Annotated in this window: 17 protein-coding genes and 1 tRNA gene; 13 read left to right on the forward strand and 5 right to left on the reverse strand. The window is 71.3% G+C overall.

Features of this window, described 5'->3' with window-relative positions; translation table 11 throughout:
- Window positions 1–3 precede the first annotated feature (3 nt).
- A complete protein-coding gene (gene galT / locus EMA17_RS42445) occupies window positions 4–1,098 on the reverse strand; it encodes a galactose-1-phosphate uridylyltransferase (protein ID WP_126642593.1) in 1,095 nt (364 codons plus the stop codon).
- 136 nt (window positions 1,099–1,234) lie between these two features.
- Between galT and EMA17_RS42450 the strand changes: the two genes are divergently transcribed.
- The 4 genes from EMA17_RS42450 to EMA17_RS42465 all read left to right on the forward strand — a co-directional run bounded on the left by EMA17_RS42450 (window position 1,235) and on the right by EMA17_RS42465 (window position 3,360).
- Window positions 1,235–2,038 carry a DeoR/GlpR family DNA-binding transcription regulator gene (locus EMA17_RS42450; protein WP_246127253.1) on the forward strand — a complete coding sequence of 268 codons (804 nt, stop codon included), beginning with the start codon at window positions 1,235–1,237 and terminating at the stop codon, window positions 2,036–2,038.
- A gap of 248 nt (window positions 2,039–2,286) precedes the next feature.
- Window positions 2,287–2,640 (forward strand): hypothetical protein, encoded by a 354-nt coding sequence (locus EMA17_RS42455; RefSeq protein ID WP_126642595.1) that lies wholly within the window; start codon window positions 2,287–2,289, stop codon window positions 2,638–2,640.
- A gap of 175 nt (window positions 2,641–2,815) precedes the next feature.
- Complete coding sequence (locus tag EMA17_RS42460; protein ID WP_246127254.1) at window positions 2,816–3,109, forward strand: hypothetical protein; 294 nt, start codon at window positions 2,816–2,818, stop codon at window positions 3,107–3,109.
- A complete protein-coding gene (locus EMA17_RS42465) occupies window positions 3,106–3,360 on the forward strand; it encodes a hypothetical protein (RefSeq protein ID WP_126642596.1) in 255 nt (84 codons plus the stop codon). Before EMA17_RS42460 ends, EMA17_RS42465 begins: the two co-directional genes overlap by 4 nt.
- Before the next feature lie 117 nt (window positions 3,361–3,477).
- Here EMA17_RS42465 and EMA17_RS42470 read toward each other — a convergent pair whose 3' ends face one another.
- Together EMA17_RS42470 and EMA17_RS42475 are read right to left on the reverse strand one after the other, a co-directional pair.
- On the reverse strand, window positions 3,478–4,245 hold the full coding sequence (locus tag EMA17_RS42470; protein WP_126642597.1) for a GntR family transcriptional regulator: 768 nt from the start codon (window positions 4,243–4,245) through the stop codon (window positions 3,478–3,480).
- A 1-nt stretch (window position 4,246) separates the two neighbouring features.
- Complete coding sequence (locus EMA17_RS42475; protein WP_126642598.1) at window positions 4,247–4,789, reverse strand: GntR family transcriptional regulator; 543 nt, start codon at window positions 4,787–4,789, stop codon at window positions 4,247–4,249.
- A 336-nt stretch (window positions 4,790–5,125) separates the two neighbouring features.
- On the opposite strand from EMA17_RS42475, the gene EMA17_RS42480 reads away from it, so the two are divergent.
- On the forward strand, window positions 5,126–5,515 hold the full coding sequence (locus tag EMA17_RS42480) for a hypothetical protein (RefSeq protein WP_126642599.1): 390 nt from the start codon (window positions 5,126–5,128) through the stop codon (window positions 5,513–5,515).
- 589 nt (window positions 5,516–6,104) lie between these two features.
- Here the strand turns inward: EMA17_RS42480 and EMA17_RS42485 are convergent.
- Window positions 6,105–6,180 (reverse strand) — tRNA-Arg (locus EMA17_RS42485).
- Window positions 6,181–6,340: 160 nt separating this feature from the next.
- Between EMA17_RS42485 and EMA17_RS42490 the strand changes: the two genes are divergently transcribed.
- From EMA17_RS42490 to EMA17_RS42525, 8 genes are all read left to right on the forward strand, one after another.
- The gene (locus tag EMA17_RS42490; protein ID WP_126642600.1) at window positions 6,341–7,396 is read left to right on the forward strand and encodes a Gfo/Idh/MocA family oxidoreductase; all 1,056 of its coding nucleotides are present in this window, start codon (window positions 6,341–6,343) and stop codon (window positions 7,394–7,396) included.
- 56 nt (window positions 7,397–7,452) lie between these two features.
- Window positions 7,453–8,832 carry a GTPase domain-containing protein gene (locus EMA17_RS42495; RefSeq protein ID WP_126642601.1) on the forward strand — a complete coding sequence of 460 codons (1,380 nt, stop codon included), beginning with the start codon at window positions 7,453–7,455 and terminating at the stop codon, window positions 8,830–8,832.
- 76 nt (window positions 8,833–8,908) lie between these two features.
- The gene (locus EMA17_RS42500; RefSeq protein WP_126642602.1) at window positions 8,909–10,564 is read left to right on the forward strand and encodes a GTPase; all 1,656 of its coding nucleotides are present in this window, start codon (window positions 8,909–8,911) and stop codon (window positions 10,562–10,564) included.
- Window positions 10,565–10,695: 131 nt separating this feature from the next.
- Window positions 10,696–11,166, forward strand: a complete 471-nt coding sequence (locus tag EMA17_RS42505) for a single-stranded DNA-binding protein (protein WP_126642603.1) — start codon at window positions 10,696–10,698, stop codon at window positions 11,164–11,166.
- A 545-nt stretch (window positions 11,167–11,711) separates the two neighbouring features.
- Entirely contained in the window at window positions 11,712–13,124 is a 1,413-nt protein-coding gene (locus EMA17_RS42510; RefSeq protein WP_160161767.1) for a Cys-Gln thioester bond-forming surface protein, read from the forward strand.
- Window positions 13,125–14,514: 1,390 nt separating this feature from the next.
- Window positions 14,515–16,179 (forward strand): energy-dependent translational throttle protein EttA, encoded by a 1,665-nt coding sequence (gene ettA / locus EMA17_RS42515; RefSeq protein ID WP_126642605.1) that lies wholly within the window; start codon window positions 14,515–14,517, stop codon window positions 16,177–16,179.
- Between the two features lie 115 nt (window positions 16,180–16,294).
- Window positions 16,295–16,735, forward strand: coding sequence for an acyl-CoA thioesterase (locus EMA17_RS42520; protein ID WP_126642606.1), 441 nt, complete (start codon window positions 16,295–16,297; stop codon window positions 16,733–16,735).
- The gene (locus tag EMA17_RS42525; protein WP_126642607.1) at window positions 16,732–17,379 is read left to right on the forward strand and encodes a DUF8185 domain-containing protein; all 648 of its coding nucleotides are present in this window, start codon (window positions 16,732–16,734) and stop codon (window positions 17,377–17,379) included. The genes EMA17_RS42520 and EMA17_RS42525 overlap by 4 nt, the downstream gene beginning before the upstream one ends.
- Window positions 17,380–17,441: 62 nt before the next feature.
- On the opposite strand, the gene EMA17_RS42530 is transcribed toward EMA17_RS42525, so the two are convergent.
- Window positions 17,442–19,085, reverse strand: a complete 1,644-nt coding sequence (locus tag EMA17_RS42530) for a glycoside hydrolase family 13 protein (protein ID WP_126642608.1) — start codon at window positions 19,083–19,085, stop codon at window positions 17,442–17,444.

Consider the following 19,085-nt stretch of genomic DNA (forward strand, 5'->3'; position numbering starts at 1 on the left):
GCCTCATTCGCCGACCTCCCGCAGTCGTGCCGCCGCCGTCTCCGGCGGTACGTCGCTGATGAACACGCCCATCCCCGATTCGCTTCCGGCAAGGTACTTCAGCTTGCCCGGCGCCCGGCGGATCGAGAAAAGCTCCAGGTGCAGCGCGAAGTCGACCCGCCCGGAGCGCACCGGCGCCTGCTGCCACGCGGCGATGTACGGCGCGGGCTCGCCGTCGAACAGGCGGTCGAAGCGGCGCAGCAGGTCCAGGTACGTCCCGCCGAACGCGGCGCGCGCGTCCTCGTCCAGCGCGAGCAGGTCGGGCACCCGCCGGTTCGGGTACAGGTGCACCTCGTACGGCCAGCGCGCGGCGGCCGGGACGAACGCCGTCCAGTGCGCGTTCTCCGCGACGATCCGGGCCCCGTCGGCGCGCTCGGCGGCGACCACGTCCTCGAACAGGTTGCGGCCGGTGCGGTGCCGGTGCGCGGCGGTGGAGGCGATCATGGCGGCCGTACGCGGGGTGACGAACGGGTAGGCGTAGATCTGCCCGTGCGAGTGCGGCAGCGTGACGCCGATCTCCCGGCCCCGGTTCTCGAAGCAGTACACCTGCTCCACGCCGGGCAGCGCGGACAACTCGGCGGTGCGGTCGGTCCACGCGTCGAGCACCAGGCGGGCCCGCTCGGGGGTGAGGTCCTTGAACGAGGCGTCGTGCTCGGGGGTGAAGCACATCACCTCGCAGCGCCCGCCCGACGGCCGGCGCGGGAACGGGTCGTCGGCCCACCCCGGCGCGAGCGCTTCCCGCTCGGCGCCGCCGCCGGACATCGACGGGAAACGGTTCTCGAAGACCACGACCTCGTAGTCGGCCTCGGGCACCTCGGTGGCCCGCTCGGGCGTGGACGGACACAGCGGACACGCGTCGGCGGCGGGCAGGTGGGTCCGGGTCTGGCGGTGCGAGGCGACCACGACCCACTCGTCGAGGAGTCGGTCGTAGCGCATCTCGGAGCCGCTGACCACGGGGGCGAGGTCGCGTGTGTCGACGGCGGTGCGCACTCCCTCGTCCCGCGTGTCGTAGTAGACGATCTCGCGACCGTCGGCCAGGACGGCCTGCGTCTTCTTCATGTCTTTCATTTTGCGAAGCTTTCCAAATCTTGTCAATTAGAAAGCTTTGGTAGGCTCGATACTTGCCGATCGGCGGTCGGACCCGCCCTCACCTGCGGTTTGACAAGTTTCGGAAGGTGTCCGCAAGATGCTGCCCATGCCTGACGACGACACCGACGGTCTGCCCGCCGAAGGCCGCCGCGCCCGGATGGCCGCCACGATCGCGGATCGCGGCTTCGCCAAGGTCACCGACCTGGCCGAGGCGTTCGGCATCTCGCGCGTCACGGTCCGGGCCGATCTGGAGGTACTGGAGCGGCAGGGTCGGGTGCGCCGGGTCCGCGGCGGGGCGATGTTCACCGGTCGCGATCCGCGCGTCGAGCCCTCCTTCGAGGAGGCGCTGACCTCGGCCTCGCCCGCGAAGACGCTGATCGGACGGGCCGCGGCGGCGCTGGTGTCGCCGTCGGAGAGCGTGGTCCTGGACGTCGGCACCACCACCACCTTCGTGGCACGCGCCCTGGTGGACCGCGAGGACCTGCGCGACCTGGTGGTCTTCACCAACGGGCTGACCATCGCGCTGGAGTTGGAGCGGGCGATCCCGAGGTTCTCCGTCGTGGTCACCGGCGGCACGCTGCGACCGCTCCAGCACTCGCTGATCAATCCGCTCGGCGACCACATCCTGGAGCGGATCCACGCCGACACGGTCTTCCTCGGCTGCAACGGCGTGCACCCGACGGGCGGCATCACCAACGTGAACCTGCCCGAGGCCGAGGCGAAGCGTGCGATGTTGCGGGCCGCCGGGCGCCGGGTCGTGGTCGCCGACGGCTCGAAGCTGGGCCGGATCGAACTCGCGGAGGTGTGCCCGTTGGCGGACATCGACCTGCTGATCACGAGCGGGCCGGCGGATCCGGACGCGCTCGACGCGCTGCGGGACGCGGGGCTGGAGATCCTGCCGGCGGAGTAGGGGCGGCGGCGGGGCCGCCGTCGCCGGGGCAACTCCTCGAGGCCGCCACCGACTTCACGCCCGGCCCTCGCCCACACGGCGGCCGGTCCGCGAGCGGCACGCCCGGTCGCCGCCCGCACGCCGCCGGGCCCGTCGGCGTGCGGGCTCGGCCCTCGTCCGCGCGGCCGATGTGTCGTCCGTGCGGCCCTCGCCGAAGTGAGTACTTGTACGGATGTTCGGCCCGCCCCCGCCTACCTAGCGTGAGCCGCATGACCTACACGCCTCCCACCCCCGACGGTGGCGAGCACGGATTCGCTCGCGCGATGACGTTCGTCGGCGGCCTGTTCGCGTTCGTCGTGGTCGCGATGACCGACCTGTTCGTGCTGCTCGGACTGGGCGGCGGCACCGAATCCTGCGCCGATCAGGCCTGCCGCGACTGGTACGACACCAGGCTGCCCTGGGTCTTCGGCATGTTCGTACTGTCCTTCATCGTCGCCTTCCTCGCCCTGGTCCTCCCACCCCACCCCCGCCGCCGCTACGCGGTGGGAATCCCGGTGGCCCTGCTGGCCATCACCCTCCAGACCGGCGGCCTCCTCCTCTGCCAAAACGGCCCGGCCGCCTGACGACCTCCCACCGACCCGGCCCACCCTCGGCGGGGCGTGCCTCCCATACCGCGCACCGGGCGCACCTGTCGGCGCACGTCCTGTCACCGCGCGCCGCCTACCGGTGGCCGGTACTGCGGTGCGAACCTGGAACGGTTCTCTCCGGTACGCAAGCCGAACAGGAGCCCGACGTCCCATGCCGCACGAACCCGCGCGCCCCTACATGTCCCACGTAGTCGACGGGAAGGTCGTCGCATTGCCGGGCACCCTCGCCGAGATCCGTGCGGCACTCCCCGAAGAGCAACGCGAGGAATTCGACCGGGAGATGTACAACACGCCCCTGGAGAACCTCGTCGCGCGGGCGATCATGGGCTGGGCCACTCCCCAGGAGGACCGGGACGCGGCAGAGGCGGCGCTGGAACGCGTACGCCAAGGCGATCTGGGCGGTGTGCGCGGCGCCGACGGAGAACCGGGGAGGCCCATCACATGAGCAAGTTCTTCGTACAGTTCACCGATTACGCCGAGGGCGGGATGCGGGGTCTCGCCGAGGGCCGCAAGCAAGAGATCAAAAGCGCGGCGAAGTCGGCCCTCGGGTCCGATCCGTACGGCGGCGGCTCCGCAGCGGTACGCGGCGACCGGGACCGCCGAGAAATCACCCTCGTGAACGCCATCTTGTCCTACGACGTAAGCCCCGCCGTGGTCGTCGTCTCGGTCGTTCGGGTAAGCGCACCTTTCGGTTGAACATCACCCGGACCCCGAACCCCGCCGCGCATCGAAGCCGAGCACCCCAACCGCTCATCCACGAAACGGGTGCGTTGCATCGGGTCCGATCACGGACTCGGAACCGGGCGTCGGCACCTACACGAACTCGTACTGAAGTTCGTGCAGATGACCCGCTTTCGCCATGACCGTGGCCTCGATCGGCCGGTCGTGGTCGCTGTAGACGACACGGAGCGTGCGCAGGATCGGGAGGTCACCGGGCAGTTGCAGAGCCTCGTACTGCTGTTGCGTGGGGACTCGTGCGGATACCCGATCCACGGTGAGGCGGGGTGGATAGCCCATCTCCGCGAGAAGGGTGGGTGTGCCGCCCCGGATTTTGCGAGGCTCGGACAGCGCGGTTCCTCGGGCGAGTTCGAGCGGGTAGAAGCATGTGACCAGTTCGACCGGATCGCCGTCGTGCATGAGGAGTTGGCGCCGCATGACCGCCGTGCCGGTCTCGCCCAGTTCCAGGCAGGCGGCCACGTCGCAGGGTGGGCGCACTTCGGCGACGTCCATGAGCTGGATGCTGCCGTTCCTGCCCTGCTTGCCGGCCTCGGTGAGCCATCGGTACGGCTTCCCCGATTCGACGGGTCGTCCCAGACTCGCGGGACGAATCGTCTCTTGGCGATGCTCGCGAACCGTTACCGCAGCGCCCGCTCGCCCGATGACCAGGCGTTCGTCCTTCAGTACTTGGAGGGCCTTTTGAACGGTTGCGTTCGACGCGTCGAAGCGTTCCTTCAATCGTTGCGTCGACGGGAGATTGCTGCCCGGTTCGAGGTCGCCGGACATGATCTCGTCACGCAGATCCGCAGCGATGCGCGCGTGAAGTGGGCGCCGATCGAAGGCGTCTTCGTCCGCCTTGGGCATGTCAGCCGATCCTCATCTCGTAACGGAGTCGCTGGGTGGCCGCGGGGAAAACCGACACGTCCACCTGGAACGGCTGGTCGGTGATACTCGACGTGACCCGAACCAGCCGCAGAACCGGATCGAGTGCGCCCAGGGCGAGGACTTCGCGTTCGACGGCATCCGGCAGACGGGCGCCGACTTCCTCCCGCACGCGGTGACCGACGTATCCGAGGTTCGCCAGCAGGGTTACCGCGCCACCGGTGATCTTGGCCGTCTCGGCGAGGCGCGTGCCACGGGCGATGCCTGCCGGATAGTAGGTGTTGGTCAGCTCGGTTGCCTCACCATCGAGGTAGATGATCCTGCGTCGCTCGACTACCGCGGCGCCTTCGGGGAGGTCGAGCAGCGCGGCGACTTCGTCGGGCGCGTCCACGTCGCGGGCGTGGACGATGCGCTGACTGCCCTTGCGCCCTTGAGCAGCGGTCTCCTCGCTCCAGGCGTCCTGTTGGCCCCTGCCGCGCGGCTTCAGGTACGGCGTGGACACATGGACCCACTCGTTGCCGTCCACCGGACCTCCCTGCCTGTGTGGGCTGCGAACCTTACCGGCTTACACAGTAAGCAGCTTGGCCGCAATGTAAATCTTGCTGCTTTTCGCGAAAGGCGATATGGTGTGTGGAGTCAGAGGCTCAAAGCGCCACTTCGCCCACTTACGGAGTGTCTTGTGTCCGAAGCCGAGTCGGCCGCCGCGGTCGTTACTCTTTCCGCCTGGTCCGTCACCCTTGAGCCGGTCGGTGGGTCCGGGCCCTGGCGGCTCGATGTGTTTTCCGCCGGGAACCATGCTCTCGACGGGCGGCCCGACCGGGCTGTCCGTCACCTCGCCGATGCCGACGTGTCCGCTCTTGCCGTGACTCTGTTGCGGCCACCGCACGCGGAGGAGCCGGCTCGGGGGCGGGCCCGGCTGGTGCGGGACGGGTTCGGGTTGTTGTTGCGGTTGCTGGTCGCGCCGGCCCGGGACGAGGCCGGGCTGGTCGCGCATGTTCAGGAGCATCACCGTGCCGGACTGCTGGACGACATCGGCCGAAGGCGACCCGATCTGATCCCGACCACGACACCGCCCGAGCCACGGCTGTGCCTCGATCCCGTCCCGGATATCGGGCTCAGCCTGGACCAGGCCGCCCAACTGCACGAACGCATCGGCCGATGGCTCGACAGCGAGGGGATCCGCGCCGCCTTCGCGGACCGCCTCGTCCGCCGACGCGTCTCCGCCGTCACGACCGGCCGATCGCATGGGTGACGGCACCGAACCGGGCGGGAGCGCGGCCGCCGGGGCCGATCCGGGCGAGGCTCGTGAGTGCTTGACCTGGGCGCTCCGCGTCCGCGCCGCCCATCGCCGTGTTCAGAACCGTCTCGAACCCCGTACCGACGCACACGTCCTCGCTCGGGAGATATACGAGGAAGCCGACGCCCGCGTATCCCACGCCTTCCACGCGGCATGGGAAGCCGGTGCCACCGACGTTGAACTCGCCCACCTGCTCGGCGTGTCGACGCGCAGCGTGCGCCGCCTGCTCGGGGCCCACGGTGCGGAAGCACCTGTGTAAGGCTGTGAATACCGTCGGCTATCGGCATCGGCCGTTCGATTCCGGCATGGCTCGGTACGGATTGTTTCGGCCACCCGAGGTGTGTTCCGGGGATGCGAAGCGGGTCCTCAAGCGCCCCGGGAAACACTGTCGTCCATGCGGTGGCCGCCGTGCGTGAACGACCGGTGACCGTCGGGCGTCGGCGGGTGGCCGGAGGGCGCGCGGGAACTGCCGTGTGGTGGTGCGCGCAGTGCGGTGACCTGCGCGTTCGCCGCCCGGGGGTGCGGGCGGCGGGTGGCGGCGTGGTGGTGCCCCCGGCAGGACTCGAACCTGCGACCAAGTGCTTAGAAGGCACCTGCTCTGTCCACTGAGCTACGAGGGCTGGGCGAATCAGGATCTTGCACCGGATCCGGTCGCGGCACAACAGAATAGGGCCGTGTGCATGCCTCACCGGCGTTCCGGCGGTCACCGTTACCTGATCAGACGCAGTTGGCGGCCAGAATGTGATCAGGGAAGGGCCGAAACGGACAGCGGGAGGCGCAGTGGGTCCCATCAGGACTGTACTTGTCGGATACGGCGTGGGGGGTTCGGCCTTCCACGCGCCGGTCCTGGCGGCCGTCGAGGGGCTGGAACTCGCCGCCGTGGTGACCGGGAATCCGGCTCGGCGGGACGAGGTGCGGGCGCGGTATCCGCGGGCCGAGGTGATCGGGACGACCGACGAGATGTTCGCTCGCGCGGGTGACTTCGACCTCGTGGTGATCACCGTGCCGAACCGGTTCCACGTGCCGCTCGCCGGTCGGGCGCTGGAGGCCGGGCTGCACGTGGTGGTGGACAAGCCCTTCGCGGGTACGCCGGCCGAGGGGCGGGCGTTGGTCGACACGGCCGAGCGCCACCGGCGGGTGCTCGGGGTGTACCAGAACCGACGCTTCGACGGTGACTTCCTGACCGTGCGGGGCCTCCTCGAGGACGACCTGCTCGGGGACGTGTACCGGTTCGAGTCGCGGTTCGAGCGGTGGCGGCCGCAGGTGCGTACCGAGGGGTGGAAGGAGCAGGCCGACCCGGCGGCGCTCGGCGGGATCCTGTACGACCTCGGCGCCCACCTGATCGACCAGGCGGTGTCGTTGTTCGGGCGGCCCACGCACGTGTACGCCGAGGTGGACACGCGCCGGGACGAGGCGTTGGTGGACGACGACACCTTCGTGGCGCTCACCCACGAGGGCGGGGTGCGCTCGCACCTGTGGATGAGTGCGGCGGCGGCCGACCTCGGGCCGCGGTTTCGGGTGCTCGGGTCGAAGGCGTCGTACGTGAAGTTCGGGATGGATCCGCAGGAGGCGTTGTTGCGCGCGGGGTCGGGGGAGGTCGGCGCGCCCGGGTGGGGGACGGAGCCCCCGGCGGCGTGGGGCCGGCTCGGTACGCCCGGCGAGACCGTGGCGGTGGAGACCGCGCCGGGTGCCTATCAGGACTACTACGCCGCGGTCGTACGGGCGGTGCGCGGCGAGGGTGGGCCGCCGGTGCCGGCGGCGGAGGCGTTGGCCGTCCTGGAGGTGATCGAGGCGGCGCGGCGGTCCTCCGCCGACGGGGTGACCGTGGTGATGTAGCGCCGATGACACGTTGCTGATTCGGACAATTCGGGCATGGGTCGCCCGTGGTGATCATGGGAAGCGACACCCTGTCCGCAGCCCTCGCCGACCTGCGCGACCGGGTCGTGGCGACGTGCTTCCCACTCGACCTGCCCGGTGCCGTGCACGCGCGGCTGGCCCGCCGCGAGTTGATCGAACAACTCGACGACTACGTGCTGCCGCGCCTCGCGGTGCCGCGCGCGCCGCTGCTGGCGGTGGTCGGCGGCTCCACCGGGGCGGGCCGGTCCACCCTGGTGAACGCGCTGGTCGGGCGGGCGCTCTCGGCGGTCGGTTCGGTACGGCCGACCACGCGCGTGCCGGTCCTGGTCTGCCGATCCGGGGACCGGCACTGGTTCGCCGCGGACACCGCCATCGAACTGCGCCTGGACGAGCGGGTGCCGCCCGGGCTGGCGCTGCTCGACGTGCCCGACATCGACTCGGTATCCGCCGACAATCGCCGGGTCGCGGTGCGTCTGCTCGGCGCCGCCGATCTGTGGGTGTTCGTCACGTCCGCGGCGCGGTACGCGGACGCCGCGCCGTGGCATCTGCTCCGGCTCGCGCGGGATCGGAACACGCGGCTCGCGATCGTGCTGAACCGGGTGCCGGCGGAGCCGGCCGACCTGGTCCGGGCCGACTTCGTGCGGTTGTTGCGGCAGGCCGGGCTCGGCGACGTACCGCTGTACCCGATCGTCGAGGTCGAGCCGGGGGCCGGGCTGCCCGAGCGCAATGTGGTGCCGATTCGTACCTGGCTCGCCGAGCGCGGTGCCGATCCGGACGCGCGGGCGGCGGTGGTGCGGCGCACGCTCGGCGGGTTGCTGCACAGTCTGGACCGGCGGGTGCCGCCGTTGGCACAGGCGGTGGAGCGGCAGTACGAGGCGGCGGGACGTACGCGCGACTGCGTGGATCGGGCCTATGCGGCGACGGCGCGGTGGGCGCTGCGGGCGCTGGACGACGGCTCGTTGTTGCGCGGCGCGGCGGGTGGTCGGTGGCACGAGGGGGACGCGGACGGGGCGGCGCGGGGGGTTCGGGAGGGCCTGGACGCGCTGTTGGCGGACGCGTTCGCGCGGGGGGCAGAGCGTTCGTCGGGGTGCGTGCCGTACGACGGGGCGCCTCGGCTTCGGCCCGGCCCCGTGGTCTGGCCCGGTGCGGGCGAAGGGCTCGCGCTGATCGCGGCGGTGGGCGGTCCCGGGATGGAGCCGGGCATCGGGCGCGAGGCGGCGGGGCTGCTCGGGACCCGGATCGGCGTCGGGTCGGCGGCGCGGTTGATCCTGGACGTCCGTCGGGGCCTGCGCGCCGAGTTCGCGGCGGCGCTCGACGCGGAGCGGGGCCGGCGGGTGGCGGCGGTGGCGGTGGTGCCGGGGCGGGCCGACGTCGGGTTGATCGAGGCGCTGGACCTGGTCCGGAGGAGCGCGTGAGCGGCGGCGTCGGGCCGGTGATCGGGGCGGGTGGGCGTCGGGGCGGGCGAGCCGCCGGCGTGGTTCGGCGGGGCCGATGACGGCGGGTGGGGAGTACCTCGATCGGTTCGCCGTGCGCCGGGCCCGGCAGGTGAGCGAGACGGAGGAATCGGCGCGGCTGACGGCGCGGTCGGCCGCGTTGGACCGGGCGGTGCGGCTGGCCCGGGATCGACTGCCGGGGGCCGAGTCGGCCGCCGCCGAGGACCTGCTCGGGCACGTCGAGACGCGGCTTGCCACGGCCGGCCGGCACACCGTGGTGGCGCTCGCGGGGGCTACCGGTGGGGGGAAGTCGTCGCTGTTCAATGTGCTGACGGGGTTGCGCCTGGCGGACACCGGGGTGCGCCGGCCGACGACCCGGACCACGCTCGCGTGCGCGTGGGATCCCGACGGGGCGGCGCCGTTGCTCGATCTGCTCGGGATCGAGCCGAGGTGCCGGGTGGCACGGCACGGGGTGTTGGACGCGGTGCACGCCGGCGGCGCGGACGTTCGGCACGGAGGGCCCGGGGCTCGGCGCGGCGGCGGGATGCCCGCCGGGTTGATTCTGCTGGACCTGCCCGATCACGACTCGATCGACCTCGCGCACCGGGCGGAGGTGGACGCGCTGGTGGCGGTCGCGGATTACATCGTGTGGGTGCTCGATCCGCAGAAGTACGCCGACGCGCTCCTGCACGACCGCTATCTCCGGGTGTTTCGGCACCACGCGCGCGGCATGACGGTCGTGCTCAACCACGCGGACCGGCTGCCCGTCGGGGACCTGGCGGCGTGTCTGACCGATGTACGGGCGTTGCTCGTGGCCGATGGGCTCGCCGAGGTGCGGGTGTTGGCGACCTCGCCGGAGACCGGCCTCGGGATCGCCGAGCTGCGCCGGGTGGTGGCCGGTGTGTCCGGGAGCGGCGAGGCGTCGGTGGCCCGGCTGGGCGCGGATCTGGACGCGTTGGTCGAGCGGCTGGAGCCGTACTTCGCCGGCGTGGTGCCGGGCGTGGAGGTGTTCGCCGCGGCGGATCGGGACGCGCTGGTGGGCGGGTTGTGCGACGCGGCCGGGGTGGGTGTGGTGGCGGCGGCCGAGGGGGAGCGGGTACGGACGGCGCGGGCGTCGTCGTGGCGTCGGGCCCGGCGGCCGGTGGTGCGGGTCGAGCCGGTGCAGGTACATCGGGCCGAGCAGGCGATCCGGCGGGCCGGGGCGACGCTGAGCCGGGGGATGCCGGCGGTGTGGGTGGGCGGGGTGCATCGGGCGTTGGCCGAGGGGTTGCGGGTGTTGCCGGACGAGGTGGACGCGGCGCTGGTCGGGGCCGTGCCGCAGGCGCCGCCGCCGACGCGGGGGGCGCGGGTGGCGGCGGGGGCGCGGTGGATCGGGGCGGTGGCGGTGATCGCCGGGCTGCTCGGGGTCGGGTTGGCCGCGACGGGGGTGCCGGTGGCGCGGTGGTTCGGGTTGCCGGTGGCGGCGTGGGTGGCGTTCGCGGGGCTGGTGGTGGGGGCCTCGGGGGCGTGGTGTGGGTGGCGGGCGGCGGTGGGCGCGGCGGAGCGGCGGGTGGTGGCGGTGGAGGTCGCGCTGCGGGCACGGATGGCGGATGTGGCGGATCGGGTGGTGGTGGGGCCGGGGGAGGCGGAGGTGGCGCGGTATCGGCAGGCGTGCGCGGAGTTCGGGGCGGCGCGAGAGGGGGATGGGCGGGCGGGTTGTCACCCACGTGAGTGACGCGTCGTTGTCCACAGGCGCCGAGTTGTCCACACCCCGTCCCGGTCCCCGGACTCCCCACGACCGCGTGCCGCATCGTCGAGTGCGGACGGCGATGTCGCGGTGCACGCCGGTGACACAGGGAGGCAAGCGTGGACACGTATGTGACGGTGGTCGGCAATGCCGCGAGCGAGGTCCGGGTGCAGATGACCCAGGCCGGTGTGCCGCTCGCGCGGTTTCGGATGGCGGTGTCGCCGCGGCGCTTCGACCGGGACAGCGGCCAGTGGGTGTCGGGGGACGCGTCCTTCTACACGATCGTGTGCTTTCGCGGGCTGGCCGAGAACGTGACGAGTTCGATCGACAAGGGCGACCCGCTCGTGGTCACCGGACGGCTGCGGGTGCGCGAGTGGGAGCGGGAGGGACGGTGGTTGACGGTCACCGAGATCGACGCCTCCTCGGTGGGACACGACCTCGCCCGAGGGGTCGCGGAGTTCCGACGGGTGGCCCGACCGGCCCGACTGGCGCTCGTGGCGGCCGACGTCGCCGCCGGAGCGACGGTCGACCAGGGCGTCCTCGCGATCGGGACGGGGAGCAGTCCCGAACGCGAAGAGGAGGCGGCATGAATTGATGCACGGCATGGCCGCATGTTCGGGAAAGCCATTCATTGGCGATAGCCGAGAGAATTCCGGTCGGTTTTCGGGACGAATCTGAAACAGAATTGTGACGACAGCGCCACGGGTACGATGCGTATCGAAACGGGCCAATCGCCGCAAGGGGTGCAACCGGCACGGCGGCGAGGTCGGAAAGCGTCGGATCGTGGGGGTGAATACGCCCGAGGCAAGGTATTGATCACCAAAAGACCGTTTCGCACGGTTGTGCACCTTGAAAAATCAATAGTGAGCCAGATCGCCCTGATCAGCGACTATGCGGCTTGCCGACCGCAATGAGCCGCTATTCCCGTCGAGGACTTGTCGACTCGGCGATATTCGAATTACCTTCCTCGAGTCGGATCTTCTCCCGAGGTAAAGAACGTGAAACAAATTGCTACCCCGGGTCGCGGGGGGTGGCCCACCGGCTCATACCATTCAACGGTTCTTTACTCGCGCCGTGCTCGGGGGAACGATGCGCCGCGCGAGATTCGGCATACATTTTTCGAGGGGACCACCACATGTTCCGTACACCGGGACGGACGGCCACCCGCCTGTCGGCCATGGTCGTGGCGACGGGCCTGGCGGCGGCCGGCGTGATCGGTTTCGCGGGTGCGGCCAACGCGGAGGGCGCCAAGGGCGTCTATCAGGGTGGCGATGTCGGTGCGGACATTTTCCTGAAGGGCAAGGACGGCTCGCAGCGTGCGTCGATCCTGAAGCTCTTGGTGGACGGGAAGGTCCTCCGCACGTACTGCATCGACTTCCACACCATCGTGCACAACGAGGCCAAGTACGACGAGGCGAACTGGAAGGAGACCTCCTTCGGCACGAAGGCCGACAAGGCCAAGGTCAAGTGGGTCCTGCTCAACTCCTTCCCGACCGTCGACCTGGCCACCGTTCGCACGACGGTCAAGGCCCCGGAGCTCACCGAGGGCGAGGCCGCGGCCGCCACCCAGGCCGCCATCTGGCACTTCACCGACGGCCAGAACCTTGACGACGGCAACAAGAAGAACGACGCCGACATCGTCAAGCTGTACAAGTACCTGATCGGCGACGCCAACAAGGGTGACGTCACCGAGCCGTCCGTCTCGCTCTCGGTCAGCCCGGAGGAGAAGACCGGCAAGATCAACGACAAGCCCGGCGTCGGCCCGTTCGAGGTCAAGACGAACGCCGAGGGCAAGTCGATCAACGCCAAGCTGCTCGCGGGCGACGCCGACGGCAAGCCCGCGCTGGTGGACGCCGACGGCAAGCCGGTCTCCAAGGTCGGCAACGGCGACAAGCTCTACGTGAACCCCGCCGGCGCGACCAAGGAAGGCAGCCAGTCCTTCGAGGTCTCCGGCGAAGCCACCGTGCAGGCCGGTCGGGTCTTCCAGGGCGTCAACAAGGACGGGTCGACCAGCCAGCTGCTGATCGTCGCGGACAAGCTCAAGGTCCCGGTCTCGGACAAGGCGACCGCGAAGTGGGGCAAGCCCGGCAAGGGTCCGCTCCCCGAGATCAACGCCACCAAGGACTGCGTGGCCGGCGGCGTGAAGGTCACCGTGAAGAACAACGGTGACGAGTCGTACAAGTTCAAGCTCGACGGCAAGGAAACCACCGTCGAGGCGGGCAAGTCGTACGACCAGGTCGTGAAGGTCCAGGAGGACCAGGCGTACAAGATCACGATCGTGGGCCCCGACGGCAAGACCGCCAAGGAGTTCACCGGCACCCTCGACTGCCAGACCGCAGGCACCACGGGCGGCGGCACCACCACCGGTGGCACCACCGGCGGAACCCCGGCCCCGGTGAACCCGAAGGGCCCGGACCTCGCCGAGACCGGTAGCGACGGCAGCAACACCCCCGCGATCCTGGGCGGCGCCGGTGCGCTCGTCCTCGCGGGTGGCGGCCTCGTCTTCTTCATGCGTCGCCGCAAGGGCTCGACCGGCGCCACCGCCTGACGTACAACCGCCACACAAAGCACCGACCGACTCCAAGGACCGGGCCCCGCCGCACCCAACCGCGCCGGGGCCCGCCCCCTTGCCGCAACCCACCCCAAAGAAGCCCCAACCCGCCCGCCGGCCCGCACACACGCACGCCAAGCCCAAGCGGCCAAGGCCGGGCGGGGCCCGCCACCGGGTTGCGGACCGAAGCCGACCGCCGAGCCGATCGCGGCCGGGCGGGGCCGAGAGCCGGCCCGGTCGGAATCGGGCCCGGAGCCGAGTCGCCGAACGCCGAGCGACCGCGGCCGGTGGCCGACCCGAGTGAAAGCCAAGCACCCGGCGGCCGTGACCAGGTCCGACGCCAAGTAGATGCCGAAGTGCGGGCTGACCGTGGCCCGACACGGCATCAGGCCGAAGTCGAGCGCCCACCGACATGGAAGTCGAGCATCGGCCCGTCCGAGCACGACGTCGAGCCGAAGCCACCCACCAAAACAGGTCACGGCCGGGCGAAGCCGAACCGAAGCCGAGCATCGGGCCGGCAGAGCCCGGTCCGGAGCCGGCCCCGACCGCCGAGCCGATCGCCGCCGGCCGGGCCGGGCCGGGTGTCGGGTCGGCCCGAGTGGGCACGGCGTCGGGTCGAGCCGGCCGCGGTCGAGAGTCGGGCGAGTCGGAGTCGAGTCCGAACCGGGCATCGGGATCGGTCCAAGCGGCGCGCCGAGCCGCGTCGAAGGCAGACGCCGAGCCAAGTCCTGAACCGACGCCCGGCGAGGTTGAACCATGCGCGCGGCCGAGTCGAAGCCGACAGCGCCCCAGGCACCGCCGCCCCGAGCCACGACGAGCCCGGATGCTCCACTCCACATGCGGCACCCGAACCAAGCAATCCCAGCCCGTCCGGCGCTTGAGGACGAGCAGGCCGCAGGCCGGCCGACCATCGATGGCCCGAGCCTGCCCGACGTGCCCAGCCCGGATGGGCCCGGATCCGGCGCCCATCGGTCATCCGCGCGCTCGAGGACGACCACGCCGCAGGCCGGCCGACCCTCGCCGGGCCGTGTGCGCCGACCATCGATGGCCCGAGCCTGCCCGACGTGCCCAGCCCGGATGGGCCCGGATCCGGCGCCCATCGGTCATCCGTGCGCTCGAGGACGACCACGCCGCAGGCCGGCCGACCCTCGCCAGGCCGTGTGCGGCGGGCAGGCCCGCCCCGGGAGTGCCTCGATGCCGCGCCCACCGGGCCCGGTCGCAGGTCGCCGATCCTCGCCGCGCCTGCCGGGATGCCCCGCTCGGGTGGGCTCCCAATCCCGGCGCTCGCCCCGCACGGGTGTGCGCCGCCCGGCCCGGGTGGTCCGCGTCCCACGCCCACCGGGCACCCATGCACGGGCACTGTCCGCCAGACCATAGGCTTGGACGCATGGCTGAGTACATCTACACCATGCGCAAGGCGCGTAAAGCGCACGGCGACAAGGTGATCCTCGACGACGTGACGCTCAGCTTCCTGCCGGGAGCCAAGATCGGCGTCGTCGGCCCGAACGGCGCGGGTAAGTCGACCGTTCTGAAGATCATGGCCGGGCTGGAACAGCCCTCCAACGGCGACGCGTTCCTGTCCCCCGGCTACACCGTCGGAATCCTGCTCCAAGAGCCTCCGCTCGACGAGACCAAGACCGTTCTGGAGAACGTCCAGGACGGCGTCAAGGAGATCAAGGGCAAGCTGGACCGGTTCAACGCCATCGCCGAGGAGATGGCCACGAACTACACCGACGAGCTGATGGCGGAGATGGGCGAGCTGCAGGACCAGCTCGACCACGCGAACGCCTGGGAACTCGACTCGCAGCTCGAACAGGCCATGGACGCGCTGGGCTGCCCGCCCGGCGACTGGCCGATCGTGAACCTCTCCGGTGGCGAGAAGCGCCGCGTGGCGCTGTGCAAGCTGCTCCTCGAAGCCCCCGACCTGCTGCTCCTCGACGAGCCGACCAACCACCTCGACGCGGAGAGCGTCCAGTGGCTGGAACAGCACCTGGAGAAGTACGCGGGCACCGTCGTCGCGGTCACCCACGACCGGTACTTCCTGAACAACGTCGCCCAGTGGATCTGCGAGGTCGACCGAGGTCGCCTCCACCCCTACGAGGGCAACTACTCCACCTACCTGGACACCAAGGCCACCCGCCTGAAGGTCGAAGGGCAGAAGGACGCCAAGCGGCAGAAGCGGCTCAAGGACGAGCTCGAGTGGGTCCGCTCCAACGCGAAGGGCCGGCAGGCCAAGAGCAAGGCGCGACTCGCTCGCTACGAGGAGATGGCCGCCGAGGCGGACAAGATGCGGAAGCTGGACTTCGAGGAGATCCAGATCCCGCCGGGTCCGCGCCTGGGCAGCGTCGTCATCGAAGTGGAGCACCTGAGCAAGGCGTTCGACGACAAGCTGCTGATGGACGACCTGTCCTTCACGCTGCCGCGCAACGGCATCGTCGGCATCATCGGTCCGAACGGCGCGGGCAAGACCACGCTGTTCAAGATGCTGATCGACGCCGAGACGCCCGACACCGGCAACATCAAGGTCGGCGAGACCGTCAAGGTCTCCTACGTCGACCAGTCGCGCGGCGGCCTGGACCCGAAGAAGAACCTGTGGGAGGTCGTCTCCGACGGCCTGGACTACATCAAGGTCGGCAACGTCGAGGTCCCGTCCCGGGCCTACGTCAGCGCCTTCGGCTTCAAGGGCCCGGACCAGCAGAAGCCCACCGGGGTGCTCTCCGGCGGTGAGCGCAACCGGCTCAACCTGGCGCTGACGCTCAAGCAGGGCGGCAACCTCCTGCTGCTCGACGAACCGACCAACGACCTCGACGTCGAGACGCTGTCCAGCCTGGAGAACGCGCTCCTGGAGTTCCCGGGCTGCGCCGTGGTCGTCTCGCACGACCGCTGGTTCCTGGACCGGGTCGCCACGCACATCCTCGCCTACGAGGGTGACTCGAAGTGGTTCTGGTTCGAGGGCAACTTCGAGTCGTACGAGAAGAACAAGGTCGAGCGCCTGGGCGCCGACGCGGCCCGGCCGCATCGCGCGACCTACAAGAAGCTCAAGCGCAACTGATCCACCCGATCGGTTCGGCGCGGCCGACGGCCTGTCGCATGCCCCCATGCGGCAGGCCGTCGGCGACACCGGGTCGGTCCGGTCGGTCGGCAATCACAGAGAAGAGGCTGGGCACGTGGCCAGGCACATCTATCACGCGGCGGTTCGGTGGTCCGACATGGACGCCTACCGGCACGTCAACAATGTGCAATACCTCCGCTATCTGGAGGAGGCGCGCGTGGACATGATGTTCACCCTCGGGCAGCGCGAGGGGGCCAAGACGCTCTCCGAGGGCGTGGTGATCGCCCGCCACGAGATCGACTACAAACGCCCGCTGGTGTGGCGCGCCGAACCGGTGCGGGTGGAGACCTGGGTGACCCGGATCGGGGCCGCCCGGTTCACCCTGGGCTACGAGATCAGGGACGACGAGCAGGTGTACGCCACGGCGCTGTCCGTGCTCGTGCCCTATTCGCTGGTCGAGCAGCGTCCCCGGCGGCTGACCGAGGACGAGCGGGCCTACCTGGACCGCTTCCTCGAACCGCGGGACGAGTCGGCGGGGCGGTCGGACCGCGGATGACCGTGCTGCGACTCGCCGACCCGGCCGCCGCCGCGGACCTGGGCGGCTACCTGAGCCGACTGCTGCGCTACGACCGCGGTGCGGTGGTGCGGATACGGGCCGAGGGCGTGGTGCTCGGCACGTTCGGGCATCCGCCGTTCGGTGCCGCCGCCTCGGGCGTGCTCACGCTGCGGGCGAGCGAGTTGGCCGAACCGGCGACGGTGGACGCGACCGTGTCCGCCGGCCAACTCCTCGACGCGATCGCCGACGACGCGAGTGTGCCGCTCCCGCCGTCGGTGACCGGTCCGGGGTGGGCCGGCCTGCTGCCGCCGCGCACCGGGTGGGAACACGTCGCCGACCTCGGGGTGCCCGACCTGGTCCGCGAAGTGGCCGCCGGTGTGGCCGAGTTTCGGGCCAGGACCGAGCCGGGCATGCCGCGTGCCGAGTTCGAGCGGGTCGCGGCCGGGATCTGGACCCGACCGATGGCCGGTCGACTGCCGCTGCGGGCCGCGCACGCCGCGCAATCGTTCGGCTTCCTCGGCCCGCCGGACGCCGAGGCACGCGCCGAGGTCCTGCGCACCGGCGCCTGGCTGCGCCTGGAGGCCCGCTACGGCTCGGTGTCGGTCCGGCGCGAGGATGCCCCGGGCCTGCTGTTCACCCGCTGACCGACCCCGACCGCCGTCCACGTCGAGCCGTCGATGTCGACTCGTCGGAGGTGAGGTCGCGGTCAGGGGGCGGTCGACCACCACGCCGCGGTGTTCGGCGGGAGGTCCAGGTGGCCGGTCCCAAAGTGCTCCACCGGACCCGAGGCCAGCAGCAGCGGGCCGGTCAGGGGGACCCGGGTCGGGGCCTTGCCCATGTTCACCGCGCAGCCGAAGCCCGGAGCGCGGGTGAAGGCCAGTACGTTCGGCGCGAGTTCGTCCTCGGCCCAGGTCAGGCCGCGGCCGGCCGCGGCGGCGCCGAGGGCCGGGTGGGTTCGGCGGATGCGCAGCGCGGTGCGGCACAGCGCGAGGGTGGAGTCCGGGTCGTGCCGCTGGGCCGCGACGGTCAGCGCCGCCCAGGAGGCGGGCTGGGGCAACCAGGCGGCTTCCCCCGAGGTGAAGTCGAACGGCGCCGCCTCGCCCGCCCACGGGAGCGGCACCCGGCACCCGTCCCGGCCCCGCACCCGACCGTCCGAGCGCAGGAACACCGGGTCCCGACGCAGTTCGTCGGGCAGGTCCTCGACCTCGGGCAGGCCCAACTCGTCGCCCTGGTACAGGTAGGCCGCGCCGGGCAGGGCGAGTTCGAGCAGCAGCGCCGCCCGGGCCCGGGCGAGGCCGAGGGTGCCGCCGCCGAACCGGGACACCGGCCGCACCACGTCGTGGTTGGCCAGCACCCATGTCGGCGCCGCGCCCACCGCGGCGGTGGCGGCGAGGGCGTCGTCGATCGCCGCGCGCAGCCGGACCGGGTCCCAACCGGCGAGCAGGAAGGGGAAGTCGAACGCCTGGTGCAACTCGCCGGGTCGCAGGTAGGCGGACGAGCGCTCGGCCCGAGGCAGCCACGCCTCGGCCACCGCGATCCGCCCGTGCCGCCCGCTGCCGGTGTCCACGCCCGCGTAGGAGTCGAGCAGCCGGCGCCAGGTGCGGTAGACGTCGTGCACCTCGGGCTGGTCCCAGTACGGCAGCCGGTGCCGCAGCCGACCCTCCCACCCCTGCGGCACGCCCGGCGGCACGTCCGGCAGGCCGAGTGCCTTGACCAGACCGTGCGCGACGTCGATCCGGAAGCCGTCCACGCCGCGGTCCAACCAGAAGCGCAGGATCGACAGATACTCGCAGCGCACTTCGAGGTTGCGCCAGTTCAGGTCGGGCTGCGCCGGTGAGTACAGGTGCAGGTACCACTGGCCCGGACAGCCGTCGGCCTCGGTGATCCGGGTCCACGCGGGGCCGCCGAACTGGGAGCGCCAGTTGTTCGGCGGCTCCTCCCCGCCCGCGCCGCGGCCGTCGCGGAAGAGGTAGCGGGAGCGCTCGACCGAGCCCGGGGGTGTGGCGAGCGCGGCGGTGAACCACGCGCTGTCCCGCGAGGTGTGGTTCGGGACCACGTCCACCAGGACCGCGAGGCCGAGTTCGTGTGCCCGCGCGAACACCCGATCCGCGTCGGCGAGGGTGCCGAACAGGGGGTCCACGTCACGCGGATCGGCGACGTCGTAGCCGGCGTCGACCATCGGCGACCGATAGAAGGGGCTCAGCCAGATCGCGTCGACACCCAGGTCGCGGAGGTGCGGCAGGCGGGTGAGGAGCCCGGGCAGATCGCCGACCCCGTCCCCGTCGCCGTCCGCGAAACTGCGCGGATAGACCTGGTAGAAGACCGCGTCGTGCCACCACCCGCGTACCAT

The organism is Embleya hyalina (assembly GCF_003967355.1).
Lineage (GTDB): Bacteria > Actinomycetota > Actinomycetes > Streptomycetales > Streptomycetaceae > Embleya > Embleya hyalina.